The 17,176-nt window shown below is 67.0% G+C and carries 12 protein-coding genes; 6 read left to right on the forward strand and 6 right to left on the reverse strand.

Annotated elements, in window-relative coordinates; all coding sequences use genetic code 11:
- The first annotated feature begins 19 nt into the window (after window positions 1-19).
- From guaA to M9902_RS09000, 4 genes are all read left to right on the forward strand, one after another.
- Window positions 20-1,579, forward strand: coding sequence for a glutamine-hydrolyzing GMP synthase (gene guaA / locus M9902_RS08980; protein WP_297222389.1), 1,560 nt, complete (start codon window positions 20-22; stop codon window positions 1,577-1,579).
- 881 nt (window positions 1,580-2,460) lie between these two features.
- Window positions 2,461-3,090: a tRNA adenosine(34) deaminase TadA gene (tadA, locus tag M9902_RS08990; protein ID WP_297222558.1), complete on the forward strand. Its 630-nt coding sequence runs from the start codon at window positions 2,461-2,463 to the stop codon at window positions 3,088-3,090.
- Window positions 3,091-3,117: 27 nt separating this feature from the next.
- Window positions 3,118-3,687: an oligoribonuclease gene (orn, locus tag M9902_RS08995; RefSeq protein ID WP_297171174.1), complete on the forward strand. Its 570-nt coding sequence runs from the start codon at window positions 3,118-3,120 to the stop codon at window positions 3,685-3,687.
- Between the two features lie 16 nt (window positions 3,688-3,703).
- A complete protein-coding gene (locus M9902_RS09000) occupies window positions 3,704-6,733 on the forward strand; it encodes a ligand-binding sensor domain-containing diguanylate cyclase (RefSeq protein WP_297171176.1) in 3,030 nt (1,009 codons plus the stop codon).
- 22 nt (window positions 6,734-6,755) lie between these two features.
- Here the strand turns inward: M9902_RS09000 and M9902_RS12040 are convergent, their stop codons facing one another.
- The 6 genes from M9902_RS12040 to ppsA form a co-directional block, all read right to left on the reverse strand.
- Entirely contained in the window at window positions 6,756-7,418 is a 663-nt protein-coding gene (locus M9902_RS12040) for an efflux RND transporter permease subunit (protein ID WP_343231881.1), read from the reverse strand.
- Window positions 7,336-9,879 (reverse strand): CusA/CzcA family heavy metal efflux RND transporter, encoded by a 2,544-nt coding sequence (locus M9902_RS09005; RefSeq protein WP_343231882.1) that lies wholly within the window; start codon window positions 9,877-9,879, stop codon window positions 7,336-7,338. The genes M9902_RS12040 and M9902_RS09005 overlap by 83 nt, the downstream gene beginning before the upstream one ends.
- A 1-nt stretch (window position 9,880) precedes the next feature.
- Window positions 9,881-11,338 (reverse strand): efflux RND transporter periplasmic adaptor subunit, encoded by a 1,458-nt coding sequence (locus tag M9902_RS09010; protein WP_297222391.1) that lies wholly within the window; start codon window positions 11,336-11,338, stop codon window positions 9,881-9,883.
- Complete coding sequence (locus M9902_RS09015; protein ID WP_297222393.1) at window positions 11,335-12,618, reverse strand: TolC family protein; 1,284 nt, start codon at window positions 12,616-12,618, stop codon at window positions 11,335-11,337. Before M9902_RS09015 ends, M9902_RS09010 begins: the two co-directional genes overlap by 4 nt.
- A gap of 107 nt (window positions 12,619-12,725) precedes the next feature.
- Entirely contained in the window at window positions 12,726-13,145 is a 420-nt protein-coding gene (locus M9902_RS09020; RefSeq protein WP_297222395.1) for a hypothetical protein, read from the reverse strand.
- Window positions 13,146-13,265: 120 nt separating this feature from the next.
- Window positions 13,266-15,635, reverse strand: coding sequence for a phosphoenolpyruvate synthase (gene ppsA / locus M9902_RS09025; protein WP_297222397.1), 2,370 nt, complete (start codon window positions 15,633-15,635; stop codon window positions 13,266-13,268).
- Between the two features lie 77 nt (window positions 15,636-15,712).
- Between ppsA and M9902_RS09030 the strand changes: the two genes are divergently transcribed.
- Both M9902_RS09030 and M9902_RS09035 read left to right on the forward strand, forming a co-directional pair.
- Complete coding sequence (locus M9902_RS09030; RefSeq protein ID WP_297171186.1) at window positions 15,713-16,534, forward strand: pyruvate, water dikinase regulatory protein; 822 nt, start codon at window positions 15,713-15,715, stop codon at window positions 16,532-16,534.
- 99 nt (window positions 16,535-16,633) lie between these two features.
- Window positions 16,634-17,143, forward strand: coding sequence for a DUF1249 domain-containing protein (locus tag M9902_RS09035; RefSeq protein WP_297171187.1), 510 nt, complete (start codon window positions 16,634-16,636; stop codon window positions 17,141-17,143).
- Window positions 17,144-17,176 lie beyond the last annotated feature (33 nt).

Here is a 17,176-nt window from a genome sequence, read left to right on the forward strand (position 1 = left end):
GAACCATGAACGGCAGAGCATGACCAACATCCACTCCGACAAGATCCTGATCCTCGATTTCGGCGCGCAGTACACCCAGCTGATCGCCCGCCGCATCCGTGAGATCGGGGTCTACTGCGAGATCTGGGCCTGGGATCACGACCCGGCCGAAATCGCCGCATTCGGCGCCAGGGGAATTATCTTGTCCGGTGGTCCGGAATCCACCACCGAGGCAGGCTGCCCGGCCGCACCGCCGCAGGTGTTCGACGTCGGCGTGCCGATCCTCGGCATCTGCTACGGCATGCAGACTCTGGCGGTACAGCTGGGCGGTGCGACCGAAGCGGGCAACCAGCGTGAGTTCGGCCATGCCGCGTTGGAGATCGTCGGCGATGACGCATTGCTGGCGCCTGTAGCGACGACGGCCGAGTTGTGCAACGTCTGGATGAGCCACGGCGACCACGTCGCGCGTGCGCCCGATGGCTTCACCGTCACCGCTCGCACCGACCGCCTCGGCATCGCCGCCTTCGCCAATGACGCGAAGAAGATCTACGGCGTGCAGTTCCACCCGGAAGTGACCCACACCGCCGTCGGCGAGGCGTTGCTGCGCCGTTTCGCGGTCGATGTCTGCGGCTGCCAAACCTTGTGGACGGCGGCCCACATCATCGAAGACCAGATCGCCCGTGTGCGTGCCCAGGTGGGCTCCGACGAGGTGATCCTCGGTCTGTCCGGCGGGGTCGATTCCTCGGTGGTCGCTGCGCTGTTGCATCGCGCCATCGGCGCGCAGCTGACCTGCGTGTTCGTCGATACCGGTCTGCTGCGCTGGCAGGAAGGTGACCAGGTAATGCAGACCATGGCGCAGAACATGGGCGTCAAGGTGGTCCGGGTCAACGCTGCCGAACGCTATTTCAAGGCCTTGGCGGGTGTCGCCGATCCGGAGGCCAAGCGCAAGATCATCGGCAATCTGTTCATCGAGATCTTCGACGAGGAATCCGCCAAGCTGGCAAACGCCAAGTGGCTGGCGCAGGGCACCATCTACCCGGACGTGATCGAATCGGCTGGCAGCAAGACGGGCAAGGCCCACGTCATCAAGAGCCATCACAACGTGGGTGGCCTTCCGGAGAACATGAAGCTGGGGCTGGTCGAACCGCTGCGCGAATTGTTCAAGGACGAAGTGCGCCGGCTTGGGGTTGAACTGGGTCTGCCGCGCGCGATGGTCTACCGCCACCCGTTCCCCGGCCCGGGCCTCGGCGTGCGCATCCTCGGTGAAGTGAAGCCCGAATACGCCGATTTGCTGGCGCGCGCCGATGCCATCTTCATCGATGAGCTGCGCAAGGCGGATCTGTACGACCAGACCGCGCAGGCGTTCGCGGTCTTTCTGCCGGTCAAGTCGGTAGGCGTGGTGGGCGATGCGCGCACCTACGAATGGGTGATCGCGCTGCGCGCGGTGGAGACCATCGACTTCATGACCGCCCGCTGGGCGCACCTGCCTTACGATTTTCTTGGAACAGTTTCAAATCGAATTATCAATGAATTACGCGATGTTTCTCGTGTAGTTTACGATATCTCCGGCAAGCCGCCGGCGACGATCGAATGGGAATGAACGGCCTGTTTGCGGACCATGCGTCCGCAGGCCGTTCATTGCCCGGCGCAAGCCGGGCCGGGGTTGTTGACCTGTTTGCGAACCATGCGTCCTAGTGCACGGCGCAAGCGTGCCCGTTCATGGTTCGACAGGCTCACCACGAACGGGGTTTGGTACCCGTTCGAAGTGAGTCCATTGTCCCGTTCATGGTTTGACAGGCTTGCCACGAACGGCTGATGCCGGGCGCGATCCCGTACATGATGAGTCCGATCACCAGTAAATGCTGAGTCAACCTCGGTTCGTGGCGAGCCGATATTCCACGCTTGTGGTGAGCCGATATCCCCCGTTCGCGGCGAGCCGATATTCCCCGTTCGTGGTGAGCCTGTCGAACCATGAACGGGCCCGGGCTACCATGTGCCATGGCTTTCCACGTCTATATTCTGCGTTGCGCTGATGGCTCGTATTACACGGGTCACACCGACAATCTTGAAAAACGCATGGCCGAACACCAGGCTGGTGCGATTCCCGGTTGTTATACGCATGACAAACGCCCGGTTCACCTGAGCTTTGCGCAGGATTTCCCGACTCGCGAGGAGGCCTTGGCTTCGGAGATGCAGATCAAGCGCTGGAGCAGGGCGAAGAAAGAGGCACTGATGGCCAATGACTGGGGAAAGTTGCAGCAATTGTCGAAAAGCCGGTGTGCAGGCGGTCCCGTTCATGGTTCGACAGGCTCACCACGAACGGGAGTAGGCGGCTCACAACGAACGGGAGTAGGCGGCTCGCCACGAATGGGAGTAGACGGCTCGCCACGAACGGGAGTAGACGGCTCACCACGAACGGGAGAAGGCGACTCACCACGAGCGGGAGTTGGCGGCTCAACACGAACGGGAGTAGGCGGCTCAATACGAACGGGAGAACGCTGCTCGCCACGAACGGAGGATGCGGGCTCATCACTTGCCGAGGTTGGCTCATCACCGACTGGGAATGCATACCAACCAACGACGGCTGTTCCAGAAGACACCCACTGGATGCAGCATGCCTTGGTACTGGCAGAACGTGCGTGCAACGAGGACGATGAGATTCCGGTCGGCGCGGTGGTGGTCGATGCCGAAGGTCAGGTGATCGGCGAGGGCTGGAACCGCAACATCGCCGAGTGCGATCCGAGTGCGCACGCCGAGATCGTGGCGATGCGGCGGGCGGGGCGGGCCGTCGGCAACCATCGGCTGGTCGGCTGCACGCTGTACGTCACGCTGGAGCCCTGCGCGATGTGCGCGATGGCCGCCGTGCACGCGCGCATCGCCCGCGTGGTGTTCGGGGCGTTCGACCCCAAGACCGGGGCGGCGGGCAGCGTGTTCGACCTGCTGGCTGACCCGCGCCACAATCATCGGGTGGCGGTCGTCGCCGGTGTGCTTGCCGACGAATGCGGCCAGCGGCTTCGGCAGTATTTTCGCGGCAAGCGCGCCGGCGTCGGAACGGGGGCGGCCGGGGCGGACGGCGAGGGGCCTTTCCCGACCGGGCAGACTTGTGGTTAAGATGGCTGCAATGGCTGGAAACAGGACATGAACACGGACGTCACAACGGATCGACTGATCTGGATCGACCTCGAGATGACGGGGCTCGATCCATTGCACGACAACATTCTGGAAATCGCCACCGTCATCACCGATGCCCAGCTCAACGTGCTGGCCGAGGGGCCGGAGCTGGCGGTTTCACAACCGTTGGCCACGCTGGAAGCAATGGATGACTGGAACCGCACCCAGCACGGCAAGTCCGGGTTGTGGCGACGGGTGCTCGAAGAGGGGGTGCCGCTGGCCGAAGCCGAAGCGCGCACGCTGGCGTTCCTGCAGCAGTGGGTGCCGGCGAATGCCTCGCCAATGTGCGGCAATTCGATCTGTCAGGATCGGCGCTTCATGAGCCGCCTGATGCCGGCGCTGGAAGCACACTTCCACTACCGCAACCTCGACGTCAGCACGCTCAAGGAGCTGGCCAGGCGCTGGGCGCCGGCGGTCCACGCGGGCTTCAGCAAGACGGCCGCGCATACGGCCCTGAGCGACGTGCGCGATTCCATCGACGAACTGCGCCATTATCGAATGCACATGGGAACGCTGGCGGGGATGCCGCCAGCCTGAGGACGGAATGAAACGCATGAGCAGGGGGGCTCTCGTTTCCGCCACAACAGCGCTGCTGGTGCTGCTGCTTGGCGTCGCGTCGCTGTCAGCGGTTGTGGCCGCGCCGGCAGCGCCTGCCAAGCCCCCCACGGCGGCTTCCGCGCGCGACCCCAAGCCGCTGTCGACGTTCTACCGCGAAGTCTGGACCACGCGCCAAGGCCTGCCGCACAACCAGGTCAATGCGATGGCGCAGACGCCGGACGGTTATCTGTGGCTGGGGACGTGGGAAGGCATCGTCCGCTATGACGGGCTGGACTTCCAGATTTTTGACCGCGGCAATACACCCGCGCTCAAGGACAACGGCATCCGCTCGGTGCGGGTTGCCCCGGACGGGGCATTGGTGGCAGGCACGGCGCGCGGCGGGGTGACCATCAAGCGCGGCAACCGCTGGCAGACCCTGGGAATGCAGGATGGTTTGGCTGAAAACAGCGCCATGGACGCCCTCATCGATCGCCGCGGTCGGCTGTGGGTGGCCCATGAAAGCCACGGCCTCACGCGTATCGACCACGGGAAAGCGACCCGCCTGAACGTGGCCAACGGGGGCTTGCCGAGCGACGTCACCTACAGTCTGGCCGAGGACGCCGATGGCAGCGTGTGGGTGGCCACGGCGCGCGGTCTGGTTCACATGACCGATCAGGGCAGCACCGTCCTCGGGCCCGCGGCCGGACTTCCGGACGGCGCCGTCACGCATTTGCGACGGACCCGCAGCGGCGGTCTGCTGGTCGGAACCGAGCATGGCGGCTACCGTCGCGTCGGCAACAGTGCCCGCTTCGCCTTGATCTCGCCGCTGTTGCCCGAGGACAACGTTCCCAGCCTGGCCGAGGATGCGGCCGGGAACGTGTGGATCGGAACCATCAACAACGGCCTGTATCGCCTGTCGGCGCTCGGCCTCGAGCATTTCACCAGCGAGGACGAGCTCCCCAACAACCGTGTCGCATCGCTGCTCGTTGATCGCGAGGGCAGCGTGTGGGCGGGAACCAACGCCGGCCTGCTCCACCTTGCGGATACCCCGTTCACGAGCTGGGGGCGCGATCAGGGAATGAGCGATGACTATGTGCGCACCCTCGCGCAGGCCGACCACGGAGGCGTCTGGATTGGCACCGGGCGCGGACTGAACCTGTGGCGCGGCGACCGGATCGTCGCCAGCTATACCAAGGCCGACGGCCTGCCCGGGGACTCGATTCTCAGCCTGCAGCCCGCCCGCGACGGCAGCCTGCTGGTGGGGACCTACAACAACGGCCTGCTGCGCATGCGCGATGGCAAGGTGGTTGCTCACGCGGACAATGCCAGCGGGATGCCGGGAAGCAACCAGGTCCGTGCAGTCGCCGAACAGGCCGACGGGACAGTCTGGATTGGCACCACGCGTGGGCTGGTGCGCAGCAAGGACGGGCAGTACCGGCTGTTCACGCGCGCCGATGGCCTGCCGCGCGAGTTCGTCGTGGCGCTGCACTTCGATCGGCAGGGCGCGCTTTGGGTCGGCACGTCGGATGGCGCCGCCGTCATTCGTGGCGATGACGTCGAGGCGATCAACATCAGATCGGTCAACGACGGCAAGGTCGTGTTCGATTTTCTGGACGATCCCGACGGTACGCTGTGGCTCGCGACGGACCGGGGGCTGGTGCGGCGTCGGAACGGTGTCATGCGATCCATCGGGCTGGCCCAGGGTTTGCCGATCGACACGTTCTTCGCCGTGGTGGACGACGGTCGCGGTGCGTTCTGGCTGACTTCGAATCGCGGCGTGCTGCGGCTGTCCCGCAACAACGTCGAGGCGGTGCTGGACGGGCGCGAAGCCCAGCTGGCCGGGGATCATTTCGGCGAAGCCGATGGCTTGGCCAGTGCCCAATGCAACGGCGGTTCGGGCCCGTCTTCGCTGCTCGATGCCGCCGGCAACGTCTGGGTGGCCACCGCCGGGGGCGCGGCGATGGTCAATCCGCAAGCCATGCACTCGGCGCGACCGACCCTGCCGCAGGTGGTGCTGGAGCAGGTACTGGCCGATGATCGGGTGGTCGATATTGCCGAGGACGGGCAGCTGCATCTGCCGGCCGGGACACGCAAGCTGGAATTCCGCTATGCCGCGGTGAGTTTCCTGGTGCCGCGCTTCCTGCGCTACCGGCATCGTCTGCACGGGGTGGAGTCTGGCTGGGTATCGAGCGGCAGCAGCCGCATTGCGCAATTCACCAACCTCGGCCCGGGGCACTACCAGTTCGACGTCGGCGTTTCCGCGCCCGGGCTGGGCCAGGGCTGGAGTCCGGACGTCACCCGCCTGCAGATCGACATCGCGCCGCTGCCCTGGCAGCGCCTGGGGTTCGTGCTGGCCGCCGTTGCCATTGTCCTGCTGTTGCTGCTGGCCGTGTTCCGCTGGCGCACCCACAGCCTGCGCCAGCGCACGATCATGCTGGAGCGCGTGGTAAGCGAACGAACCAGCGAGCTTCGCAACAACGCCGAGGAACTGCGCCGCGCAGACAAGGAAAAAACCGCGCTGCTGGGGCGCCTGCGCGAACAGTCCAGGGAATTCGAACGGCTGGCGCTGGAGGACGGGCTGACCCACGTCAGCAACCGCCGCAGCATGGACGTGATCCTGGCGGCGACGTTCGCCGGTGCGGTGGCCGCAGATCGCCCATTGAGTTTCGCCCTGTTCGATGTCGACCTGTTCAAGCAGATCAATGACCGCCACTCGCACGAAGCCGGCGACAAGGCCTTGATTGCGATCGCGCAGGCGCTGCGCGAGGGCGTCGGTGGGCAAGGCACCGTGGCGCGCTGGGGTGGCGAGGAATTCGCCATCCTGCTGCCCAACCTCAGGCTGAAAGAGGCACTGGCCGTCTGCGAGCAGCTGCGCACGGCGGTGGAGGCGATCGATTGCAGCGCCTATGCGCCCGGGGCGAGGCTGACCGTCAGCGCCGGCGTCGTCGATCGCACCGGCATCTTGCACCACGAGAAAATGGTCAGCCATGCCGACCGCCTGCTGTACTGGGCGAAATCGGCGGGCCGCAACCGGGTGTGCGGCTGAGCGAATCGTCACGGCGGGGGCATCACTGCCGGCGGGACAGCTGGCGCTCCTTCACCCAGGCATAAATGACCGGAATCACCACCAGGGTGAGCAGGGTGGAAGACACCATGCCCCCGACCATCGGCGCGGCGATCCGGCGCATCACCTCGGCGCCGGTGCCGTGGCTCCACATGATCGGCAGCAGCCCGGCCATGATCGCCACCACGGTCATCATTTTCGGGCGCACCCGCTCCACCGCGCCGGTGATGATGGCCTGTTGCAGGTCGTCATGGCTCGGCCGAAGGCCGTCGTTCTGGCGTCGCGCCTGGATTTCCTGCAGCGCTTGGTCGAGGTAGAGCAGCATCACCACCCCGGTTTCCGCGGCCACACCGGCCAGCGCGATGAACCCAACCGCCACCGCGACCGACAGCTGGTAGTCCAGCAGCCACAGCAGCCAGATGCCGCCGATCAGGGCGAACGGCACCGACAGCATCACGATCAGCGATTCGGTGACACGGCGGAAATTCAGGTACAGCAGCAGGAAGATCAGGGCCAGGGTCACCGGGACGACGACCTGCATCCGCGCCTGCGCCCGTTGCATGTTCTCGTATTGGCCACTCCATTCAAGGTGCACGCCCGCGGGCAGTTGCACCGAACCTGCCACGGCGCGCTGCGCCCGCTGCACGTAGTCGCCGAGGTCCGACATTGCGCGTGTCCACGTACACATAGGCCGCCAGCTGGGCATTTTCACTGCGGATCGACGGCGGGCCCATGTGGACCTTGAGCGTGGCCAGCTCGCCCAGCGGCACCTGGGCGCCGTCGGGGGTGGCGACCAGCACCTGGTTTGCGATCCGTTCGGGCGTGTCACGCAGTTCGCGCGGATAGCGCACGATCACGCCGAAGCGCTCGCGGCCCTGCAACAGCGTGGTGATGCGCGCACCGCCCAGTGCGCTGGCGATCACGTCCTGGACCTCGCCCACGCCCACGCCGTAGCGCGCCAGCTGCGCCAAGTCCGGCTGCACGTCGATGTAGTAGCCGCCGGACAGACGTTCGGCGTAGGCGCTGGTGGTGCCGGGGACCCGGCGCACCGCGGCTTCGACCTGGCGCGCCATCCGTTCGATCTCGCCGAGGTCGTTGCCGAGCACCTTGATCCCGATCGGCGTCCGGATGCCGGTGGAAAGCATGTCGGTGCGCGCCTTGATCGGCATCGTCCAGGAATTGGCCACGCCCGGGAATTGCAGCGCCCGGTCCATCTCCGCAACCAGCGCATCCACCGTCATTCCCGGCCGCCACTGGTCCTCGGGTTTGAGGGTGATGGTGGTTTCGAACATTTCCAGCGGCGCCGGGTCGGTGGCGGTCTCGGCGCGGCCGGCCTTGCCGAACACGGACGCCACTTCCGGGAATGTCCGGAGGATGCGGTCCTGCTGTTGCAGCAGGCGCTGCGCCTGGGTCACCGACAGGCCCGGCAGCGTGGTAGGCATGTAGAGCAGGGTGCCTTCGTGCAAGGTGGGCATGAATTCGCTGCCCAGGCGCGCCGCCGGCCACAGCGAGAGCAGCAGCAGCGCGCCGGCCGCCAGCAGGGTCGGCCAACGATGCCGCAAGACCCACAGGATGATCGGCCGGTAAAGCCGCAGCAGCAGCCGGTTCACCGGGTTTTCAGTTTCGGGCACGATCCTGCCGCGCACGAACAGCAGCATCAGCGCCGGTACCAGGGTGACCGACAGCAGCGCCGCGCCGGCCATGGCGAAGGTCTTGGTGTAGGCCAGCGGCTTGAACAGACGGCCTTCCTGCGCCTCCAGTGCGAATACCGGCAGGAATGACACGGTGATGATCAGCAGGCTGAAGAACAGCGCCGGGCCGACCTCGCGGCAGGCGTCGATCAGGATCTGCAGGCGCGGTTTGCCGCTGGCGCCGTCGCGTTCGAGGTGCTTGTGGGCGTTTTCGATCATCACGATCGCTGCGTCCACCATCGCGCCGATGGCAATCGCGATCCCGCCCAGACTCATGATGTTGGAGCTGATGCCGAGCAGGCGCATGGCGATGAAGGCCACCAGCACCCCCAGCGGCAGCATCACGATGGCCACCAGCGCGCTGCGCACGTGGAACAGGAACAGCATGCACACCAGCGCCACGATCAGGCATTCTTCCAGCAGGGTGGAACGCAGGGTGCCGATGGCGCGCTCGATCAGCTGCGAACGGTCGTACACGCTGCGGATCTGCACGCCTTCCGGCAGCGCGGCGCGGAGTTCGGCCAGTTTCGTCTTGACGCTTTCGATGACCGCCCGCGCGTTTTCGCCCTGGCGGGCGATCACGATTCCGCCCACCGCCTCGCCCTTGCCATCCAGTTCGGCGATGCCACGGCGTTCATCCGGAACCAGTTCGACCCGGGCCACGTCGCGGATCAGCACCGGCGTTCCCGCGTCGGCTTTCAGCACGAGGTTTTCCAGATCCGCGATCCCGCGCAGGTAGCCGCGGCCGCGCAGCATGTATTCGGTTTCCGACAGTTCCAGCGTGCGCCCGCCGACGTCGCGGTTGCCGGCCGCGATCACCGCGTTCACGCGCGCAAGCGGGATGCCGTATTCGCGCAGCTTCACCGGATCCACCGTCACCGAATACTGGCGCACGAAGCCGCCGAGGCTGGCGACTTCGGCCACGCCGTGGGCAGCGGTCAGCGGATAGCGCAAGGACCAGTCCTGCAGGGTGCGCAATTGTTCGAGGGAATGGCGATCGCTTTCCAGCACGTACTGGTAGACCCAACCCACGCCGGTGGCGTCCGGCCCGAGGGTGGGCGTCACGCCCGCCGGCAGTTGATCCGCGGCCGCGGCCAGCGCCTCGAGCACCCGCGAGCGCGCCCAGTACAGATCGGTGCCGTCTTCGAAGATCACGTAGACGAAGGACGCGCCGAAGTTGGAAAACCCGCGCACCACCTTGGCCTTGGGCACGGCCAGCATGGCCGATGCCAACGGGTAGGTGATCTGGTCTTCAACCACCTGCGGTGCCTGCCCGGGGGCGTCGACGTGGACGATGACCTGCACGTCGGACAGGTCCGGCAGAGCGTCGAGCGGGGTCTGCCGCAGCGCGTACAGACCGCCCGCTGCCAGCGCCACGGCCAGCCCCAGCACCAGCCAGGCGTTGCGCATCGACCATGCGATCAGGCGAGCGAGCATGTCAGTGCTCCATCTGCGACATGTCGTGATCCGCGGGCGGATGGGCGCGGTCCGGCATCGGCGTGGGCTGCGCTACGGGCGGACGTGCGCGCGCTGACGGTGGCATGGCGTGGCTGTCGTGTCCGGCGTGCCCGGCCTGCGTCGGAGGGAATGCGGGCGAGGCTGTCGACGTCGCCGCCGGATCGGTGGCGGCCTTCCCGTCGTCACCCGCTGCGCCTGCCAAATTGGCCAGCGCCGCGCGCAGGTTGCTTTCGGAATCGATCAGGAAATTGCCCTCGACGACCACGCGCTCGCCTTCCGCCAGGCCGGATGTGACCTCGATCCGGTCCTCGCTGCGCCGGCCGATGCCGACGGTGCGCGGTGCAAACCGTCCTTCCGCCACCTGCACCAGCACGGTTTGGCGGGTGCCGCTGTCGATCAGCGCCGAACGCGGGATCGTCAGCACGGCCATCCCGTCCGCGCCGGTCAGAAGCACCTGCCCAAACAGGCCCGGGCGCAGTTGGCCGTCCGGATTTTGCAGCACCACCCGCACGCCCAGGCTGCGGGTGGTGGTATCCAGCGTGGGCTGGAGGAAGCCGACCCGGCCGCTGAAACGCCGGCCCGGCAGCGCCGGCGTGGTGAACTCGGCGTCCTGGCCCAGCCGCACCGCGTCGATTTGCGAAGCCGGCACGTTGACCGTCACCCAGACCACGGACAGGTCGGCCAGGCGCAGGATGGTGTCGCCGGCGAGGAAGCGCGCGCCTTCGACGATGGGTTTGTCGAGGATCACGCCATCGGCGGGCGCGGTGATCGCGAGATTGCCCGGTGGCAAATGGGCGAGGTGCTGCAGCTGCCCGGGATCGATGCCGTAGTGGCGCAAGCGCAGCACGGCGGCATCGCGCAGGCGTCGCATCGCCTGCGCGCTGGACGGATCAGCGGCCTCCAGATTGCGCAAGGCCGCCGCGGCGACGCGGTAGTCCTCCTGCGCGGCCAGCAGCTGCGGGCTGTAGACGTGGAGCAGAGGTTGCCCGCGCCGAACCACCATCCCGGTCTGGTTGGCCTGCAGGCGCTCCACCCAGCCGTCGAAGCGCGGCGCGATGGAAAACTGCCGGGTTTCATCGACCTGGATCGTGCCGCTGGCGCGCAGACTCCCGTCCAACGGCTGGCGCCGCACCGGCTCCGTGCGCACCCCCAGGGCCTGGATCCGTTCCGGCGCCAGCGCGACCACGCCCGGCGTCGCCGCCTCGTCATCGGCGTAGACCGGGAGGTAGTCCATCCCCATCGCATCTTTTTTCGGCACCGGCGAGGTATCGGGCAGCCCCATCGGGTTGCGGTAGTACAGCGGGCGCCGCGTTTCCCGGGAGGTCACCTGGGCATTCGCCGTGGCGTGGCCCGGCGTCGACCTGCGACCGATGCCGAAACCGGCGCCCAGTGCGATGAGAACGGCGACAGTCATCCAGATGAGGTATTGACGGTTCATGGAGCCTCTCCTTCAATGGCGCGCACGGCGGCGGCGGCCAGCAGTTCGTCACGTTGGGCATCGAGGCGGGCCAGCTTGGCCTCCTGCCATTGGCTCAGGGCGTCGAGCAGGGCATTGAAGTCCACCTCGCCGACCGATAACTCGCCAGCGCGGAGTGGAAGTTCGCCTCGGCCTGCGGAATGCGGGTGGACTCCAGCAGTTCGCGCTGGCGCTGGCCGCTGCGCCACTGCGACCAGGCCAGCCCGAGCTGCGCTGCCAGCCGGGTTTGCTGCACCTCGACGCGCGCTTGCTGGGCGTCTTCGAGCGCCTGCGCCTCGCGTTCGCGGGCGGCCAGCGCGCGCCGCTGCAGCGGCAGTTCGACTTCCAGCATCAACTCGATGCCATCGAAACGATGGCCGCGTTGCATCGCGCCAATGCCCAGGCTGACATCGGGCCAGTACTCGCGCTGGCGCAGGCGCAAGGCTGTCCTGCGCGGCCGCCAGCTGCGCCTGCGCGGCGCGCAGGGCCGGATGCTGGCCGCGATCGAGTCGCTGCGTCGCCGCCGCGAGGGTGATGCTGGCCACCGGCAGCTGCGGTGGGCCCTGCGGACTTTGCAGGCTTGCCAGCGGGCTGCGTCCCATGGTGAGGTTCAACTGGACGGCGGCCTCCTCACCGGCCTGTTCGAGCGCGATCCGGCGCCCCAGCGCGTCGCTGCGCGCCACCTGCGCGCGGATCGCGTCCTGCTGCGGCGCCATGCCCAGCGCGTAGCGCACCCCGGCGATCTCTTCGACGTTCTCCAGCAGCGCGATCTGGCCGTCGAGCAGCTGCCGCGCCTGCGCCGCGTGCCAGTAGCGCACATAGGCGGATTCGGCTTGCGCCAGCAGATCCAGCGCGGTGGCATCGCGGCTGGCGTCCTGTGCCTGCGCCTGCTGCTCCGCGATCGCACGCGCCAACGGCCGCTTGCCCCAGAGCGGGAGCGGCTGGCGCAGCTGGAAGCTGGTCAGTCGGGGGCCGGAAGCGCCCAGCCCCTGCAGGCTGACGGCCGCCGTGGGGTTGGGCAGGCTGCCCGCGGGCAGCACCCGCGCACGGGCCGCCTCAACCTCCGCCTGCTGCGCGCGCAGCTCCGGATTGTGCGTGAGCAGCCAGCTGCGGATGGAGGCCACGTCGGCGCCGGGGACGGGCTCCTGCGCCTGCTGGGCATGCACCGGTGGAAGCAGCAGCAGGGCCGCGAGCAGCAGTCCGCTGCGGCGGGTGCGGGAACGGTCGGAGCGCTTGGCGTCCGAGCGGAAGAACGGAGTCATGGGCGATCTCTGCAAGGCCAGGAAGGCGCGCCGCCTGACGGGCGCGCACAGGCACGAGCGGGCAGTGAGGATGCGCAGGCATCCTCACCACCGGCAGGGATCGTTGATCAAATCAGCAGCAGGGCTGCAGGGTGCGGCGTGGGCCGATGCCAGGGAACGGGGGGCGGCAGGTCCAGGCGCTGCATCTGGATGACCGGATCCACCCGCAGCGACAGCATCGGGGCTGGCACCAGTGCAGGCAGCGCGGGCAGCGCCGGGATGCGGGCGGTGTCCGGGCTGGGCACGCCCTGATCGCAGTGCGAGGCGCACAACGGCATTTCCGGCGCGGGCGGGGCCTGTTCATGACAGGCGGAGCCATGGTCGGCCATCGGCGCCATGGCCATCGACGCGGCGGTGTCGGCAGCGTGTGCGACCGGCGCAAGGCAGGCGGCGTGCCATGCCAGCGCAGTCTGCGACCACAGCAGCAGCAGCACTGCCAGCAGGGCGATGCGGGTGCGCGAACGGCGGCGGCGCAGGGCGAGGATCACGGCGCGATGTTAGCCGACTTCGCGCACGGCGTGGAACCTTGCCGGCAAGGAAGCTTGCTTCGATCTTCAGCGCTTCCGCTCACGGTTCGACGCATACCCCGCGAACGGAACCTGGATGTTTCAGTGCTTGGCCTTGGCCAGCGCCAGCCAGGTATCGACCACGGTATCGGGATTGAGCGAGACCGATTCGATGCCCTGTTCCATCAGCCACTGCGCGAGATCCGGGTGGTCGGACGGGCCTTGCCCGCAGATGCCGATGTACTTGCCCTTGGCGCGTGCGGTCTGAATCGCCATCGCCAGCATCTTCTTCACCGCCGGGTCGCGCTCGTCGAACAGGCCGGCGACGATCGCGGAGTCGCGATCGAGGCCGAGGGTGAGCTGGGTCATGTCGTTGGAGCCGATCGAGAAGCCGTCGAAGATGTCGAGGAATTCCTCGGCCAGCAGCGCGTTCGAGGGGATTTCGCACATCATGATGACCTTGAGATCATGTTCGCCCTGCACCAGACCGTTCTCGCGCAGCACCTCGACGACCTTGCGGCCCTCGTCCAGGGTGCGCACGAACGGGATCATCACCCAGACGTTGTCCAGCCCCATGGCCTCGCGCACGCGCTTGACCGCCACGCACTCCAGCGCGAAGGCGGGCTTGAAGCTCGGATCGACGTAGCGCGAGGCGCCGCGGAAGCCGATCATCGGGTTCTCTTCGTGCGGCTCGTACTTGCCGCCGCCGAGCAGGTTGGCGTATTCGTTGGACTTGAAATCCGACAGCCGCACGATCACCGGCTTCGGGTAGACCGATGCGGCAATCGTGGCGATGCCTTCCTTCAGGCGCTCGATGTAGAACTCCACCGGCGAGGCGTAGCCGGCGATGCGGGCGTCGATCTTCGCCTTGGTCGCGGCGTCCTGGCGGTCGTATTCCAGCAGCGCATTCGGATGGATGCCGATGTGGCTGGCGATGATCATTTCCAGTCGCGCCAGACCAATGCCGGCGTTGGGCAGCATGCCGAAGTCGAAGGCGCGCTCGGGGTTGGCCACGTTCATCATGATCTTCAGCGGCGCCGGCGGCATGTTGCCCAGATCCGTGGTGGTGCGCTCGAAGGGCAGGGCACCGGCATAGATGTAGCCGGTATCGCCTTCGGCGCAGCTCACGGTGACCGCATCGCCGTCCTGGATGCGATCCAGTGCGTCGCCGGTGCCGACCACCGCCGGCACGCCGAGCTCGCGCGCGATGATCGCCGCGTGGCAGGTGCGGCCGCCGCGGTTGGTGACAATGGCGGCGCTGCGCTTCATCACCGGCTCCCAGTCGGGATCGGTCATGTCGGCGATGAGCACGTCGCCGGGCTGCACCCGCGCCATGTCATCCAGCGAGCGCACCACCCGCGCGATGCCGGATCCGATCTTGCTGCCGATGGCACGGCCTTCGCTGAGGACCTCGCCACGCCGTTGCAGGGCATAGCGTTCGATCTGGGTGGCGTGGGCGCGCGACTTCACGGTCTCCGGACGCGCCTGCAGGATGTAGAGCTTGCCGGTGTGGCCGTCCTTGCCCCATTCGATGTCCATCGGCCGGCCGTAGTGGGCTTCGATCACCAGCGCCTGCCTGGACAATTCCTCGACATCCGCATCGGTGATCGAAAAACTCGCGCGCAGGTTCGCCGGGGTTTCCTCGGTGCGCACGCGCTCGCCGGGAACGTCCGAATAGACCATCCGCAGCTGCTTGCTGCCGAGCGAGCGGCGCAGGATCGCCGGCTTGCCCTGCTGCAGGGTCGGCTTGTAGACGTAGAACTCGTCCGGATTGACCGCGCCTTGCACCACCATTTCGCCGAGGCCGAAACTGGCGGTGACGAAGACCACGTCGCGGAAGCCGGATTCGGTGTCGAGGGTGAACAGCACACCCGAGCTGCCGACGTCCGAGCGCACCATCAGCTGCACGCCGGCCGACAGGAACACGTCCTCGTGCTTGAAGCCGTGGTGCACGCGATAGGCGATCGCGCGGTCGTTGTAGAGGCTGGCGAACACTTCCTTGACCTTGTGCACCACGTCATCGGCGCCGGTGACGTTGAGGAAGGTTTCCTGCTGCCCGGCGAAGCTGGCATCGGGCAGGTCTTCGGCGGTGGCCGAGGAACGCACCGCCACCGCGATGTCGGCGGCACCACTGTCGGCACACAGCTTTGCGTAGGCGGCGCGGATGTCGGCATCCAGCGGCGGCTGCAAGGGCGCGTCGATCACCCAGCCGCGGATCTCCGCGCCGACCTTGGTCAGTGCCGGCACGTCTTCCACGTCGATCGTGGCCAGCCTGTCGTAGATGCGCGCGTGCAGGTCGTTGTGGGCGATGAAGGCCTTGAAGGCATCGGCGGTGGTGGCAAAACCGCCGGGCACCGACACGCCGAGCCCGGACAGCTCGCCGATCATTTCACCCAGCGAGGAATTCTTGCCGCCCACCTGGGCGAGATCGGACAGACGCAGGTCGTGCAGCCAGAGGACATTGCTGGTCAAGGCGAGCTCCATGGGGGCAGGCGGCGTGGGGCCGCGAAACTCGGCTATTTTAACCGTTCGCCGCGCAAGGAATCCCGATGGACCGCGTTCGCCCCGTGTTCTACGTGTCCGATGGCACCGGCATCACCGCCGAGACCATTGGCCACAGCCTGCTGACCCAGTTCGAAGGCCTGCGCTTTTCCACCGACCGGCTGCCGTTCGTGGACACCGCCGACAAGGCCCGTGACGCGGCATCGCGCATCCGGGCGGCCGGAAACAGCAGCGGCCTGCGCCCGGTGGTGGTCAATTCCTGCGTCGATCCCGAACTCAACCACCTGCTGGCAGAGAGCGGCGCGCTGATGCTGGATGTGTTCGCGCCCTTCATCGCACCGCTGGAACAGGAACTGGGACGGACCCGCTCGGCGAACATCGGCCGCGCCCACGGCATGGTGGACTTCGACACCTACCATCGCCGCATCAACGCGATGAACTACGCCCTGACCCACGACGACGGGGTGAAGCCGGATTATTCCGAAGCCGACCTGATCCTGGTGGCGGTGTCGCGTGCGGGCAAGACGCCTACCTGCGTCTATCTGGCGCTGCAGCACGGGGTGAAGGCCGCCAACTACCCGCTGACGCCGGAGGACCTCGACGCCGAGCGCCTGCCGGAAAAGCTGCGGCGCTACCGCAGGAAATTGTTCGGCCTGACCATCGACCCGGTACGTTTGCACCAGATTCGCCAGGAGCGGCGCCCCGATTCGCGCTATGCCCAGCTCGATACCTGCCGGCGCGAGGTGGCGCAGGCCGAGGCTCTGTTGCGGCGCGAAGGCGTGGAATTGCTCAGCACCACCCACGCCTCGATCGAGGAAATCGCCAGCCGGGTGATGGAACATCTTGGCATCAACCGCGAGATGTTCTGAAAGCGCACCCTGCGCATTTCGCTGGACTTCCCACGCTAAGCGTGGATCGCATCGGCGTCAATCCTGCACGTCGGTGAAATCGACGTGTAGGATCAAACCATGTGCAGCGCCCTGGTCCAACGTCGGCAGGTCCCCAAGCTCAGTCGTCTCGGCTGGCTGATGGGCCTGTATGCCGAAAACCACGCGCGCCTGCTGCGCCTGTTCGCGCCGCTGGATCTTGCCCGCGGGTTGTATCGCTCACAGGCGGGAGAGGGACCTGCACTGTATTTCATGGTCAACGAGCGCCATCCCTACACGATGGAACTGGGGCTGAGCTACGGGCTGACCGATCCGGTCACCGGCCTGCCGGATCCTTCGGCGAGCCTGCGGCTGTACCGCGATGCGCGCCAGCTCGAGGCCACCCACTGCTACGCCGGCCGGCGCTGGCAGGACGCGATCGGCCTCGACGCGCCGCCGCAGCGCATCCTCGACCACCGACTGCAGATGAACACCTTCCTCGGCAAATGGCTGCAATACCTGGCCGAGCAAGGCCACGGCGTGGCGACCCTGCGTCGGGTCGCGCGGACAGTTCCGGTGACGGGCTTGCCGGGCGGCGCACGCAAGGCTTGACCGACGCACGATTTGCCCGGACAATGCGCGTCT

This window comes from Thermomonas sp., assembly GCF_023953935.1.
In the GTDB taxonomy this organism is placed as follows: Bacteria; Pseudomonadota; Gammaproteobacteria; order Xanthomonadales; family Xanthomonadaceae; genus Thermomonas.

Bases quoted from the DNA above. Each gene is read 5' to 3' on its own strand.
- orn (WP_297171174.1), top strand. From the start codon at position 3,118: ATGAACACGGACGTCACAACGGATCGACTGATCTGGATCGACCTCGAG.
- guaA (WP_297222389.1), top strand. From the start codon at position 20: ATGACCAACATCCACTCCGACAAGATCCTGATCCTCGATTTCGGCGCG.
- M9902_RS09000 (WP_297171176.1), top strand. From the start codon at position 3,704: ATGAGCAGGGGGGCTCTCGTTTCCGCCACAACAGCGCTGCTGGTGCTG.
- M9902_RS09030 (WP_297171186.1), top strand. From the start codon at position 15,713: ATGGACCGCGTTCGCCCCGTGTTCTACGTGTCCGATGGCACCGGCATC.
- M9902_RS09005 (WP_343231882.1), bottom strand. From the start codon at position 9,879: ATGCTCGCTCGCCTGATCGCATGGTCGATGCGCAACGCCTGGCTGGTG.
- M9902_RS09010 (WP_297222391.1), bottom strand. From the start codon at position 11,338: ATGAACCGTCAATACCTCATCTGGATGACTGTCGCCGTTCTCATCGCA.
- M9902_RS12040 (WP_343231881.1), bottom strand. From the start codon at position 7,418: ATGTCGGACCTCGGCGACTACGTGCAGCGGGCGCAGCGCGCCGTGGCA.
- M9902_RS09035 (WP_297171187.1), top strand. From the start codon at position 16,634: ATGTGCAGCGCCCTGGTCCAACGTCGGCAGGTCCCCAAGCTCAGTCGT.
- M9902_RS09015 (WP_297222393.1), bottom strand. From the start codon at position 12,618: ATGACTCCGTTCTTCCGCTCGGACGCCAAGCGCTCCGACCGTTCCCGC.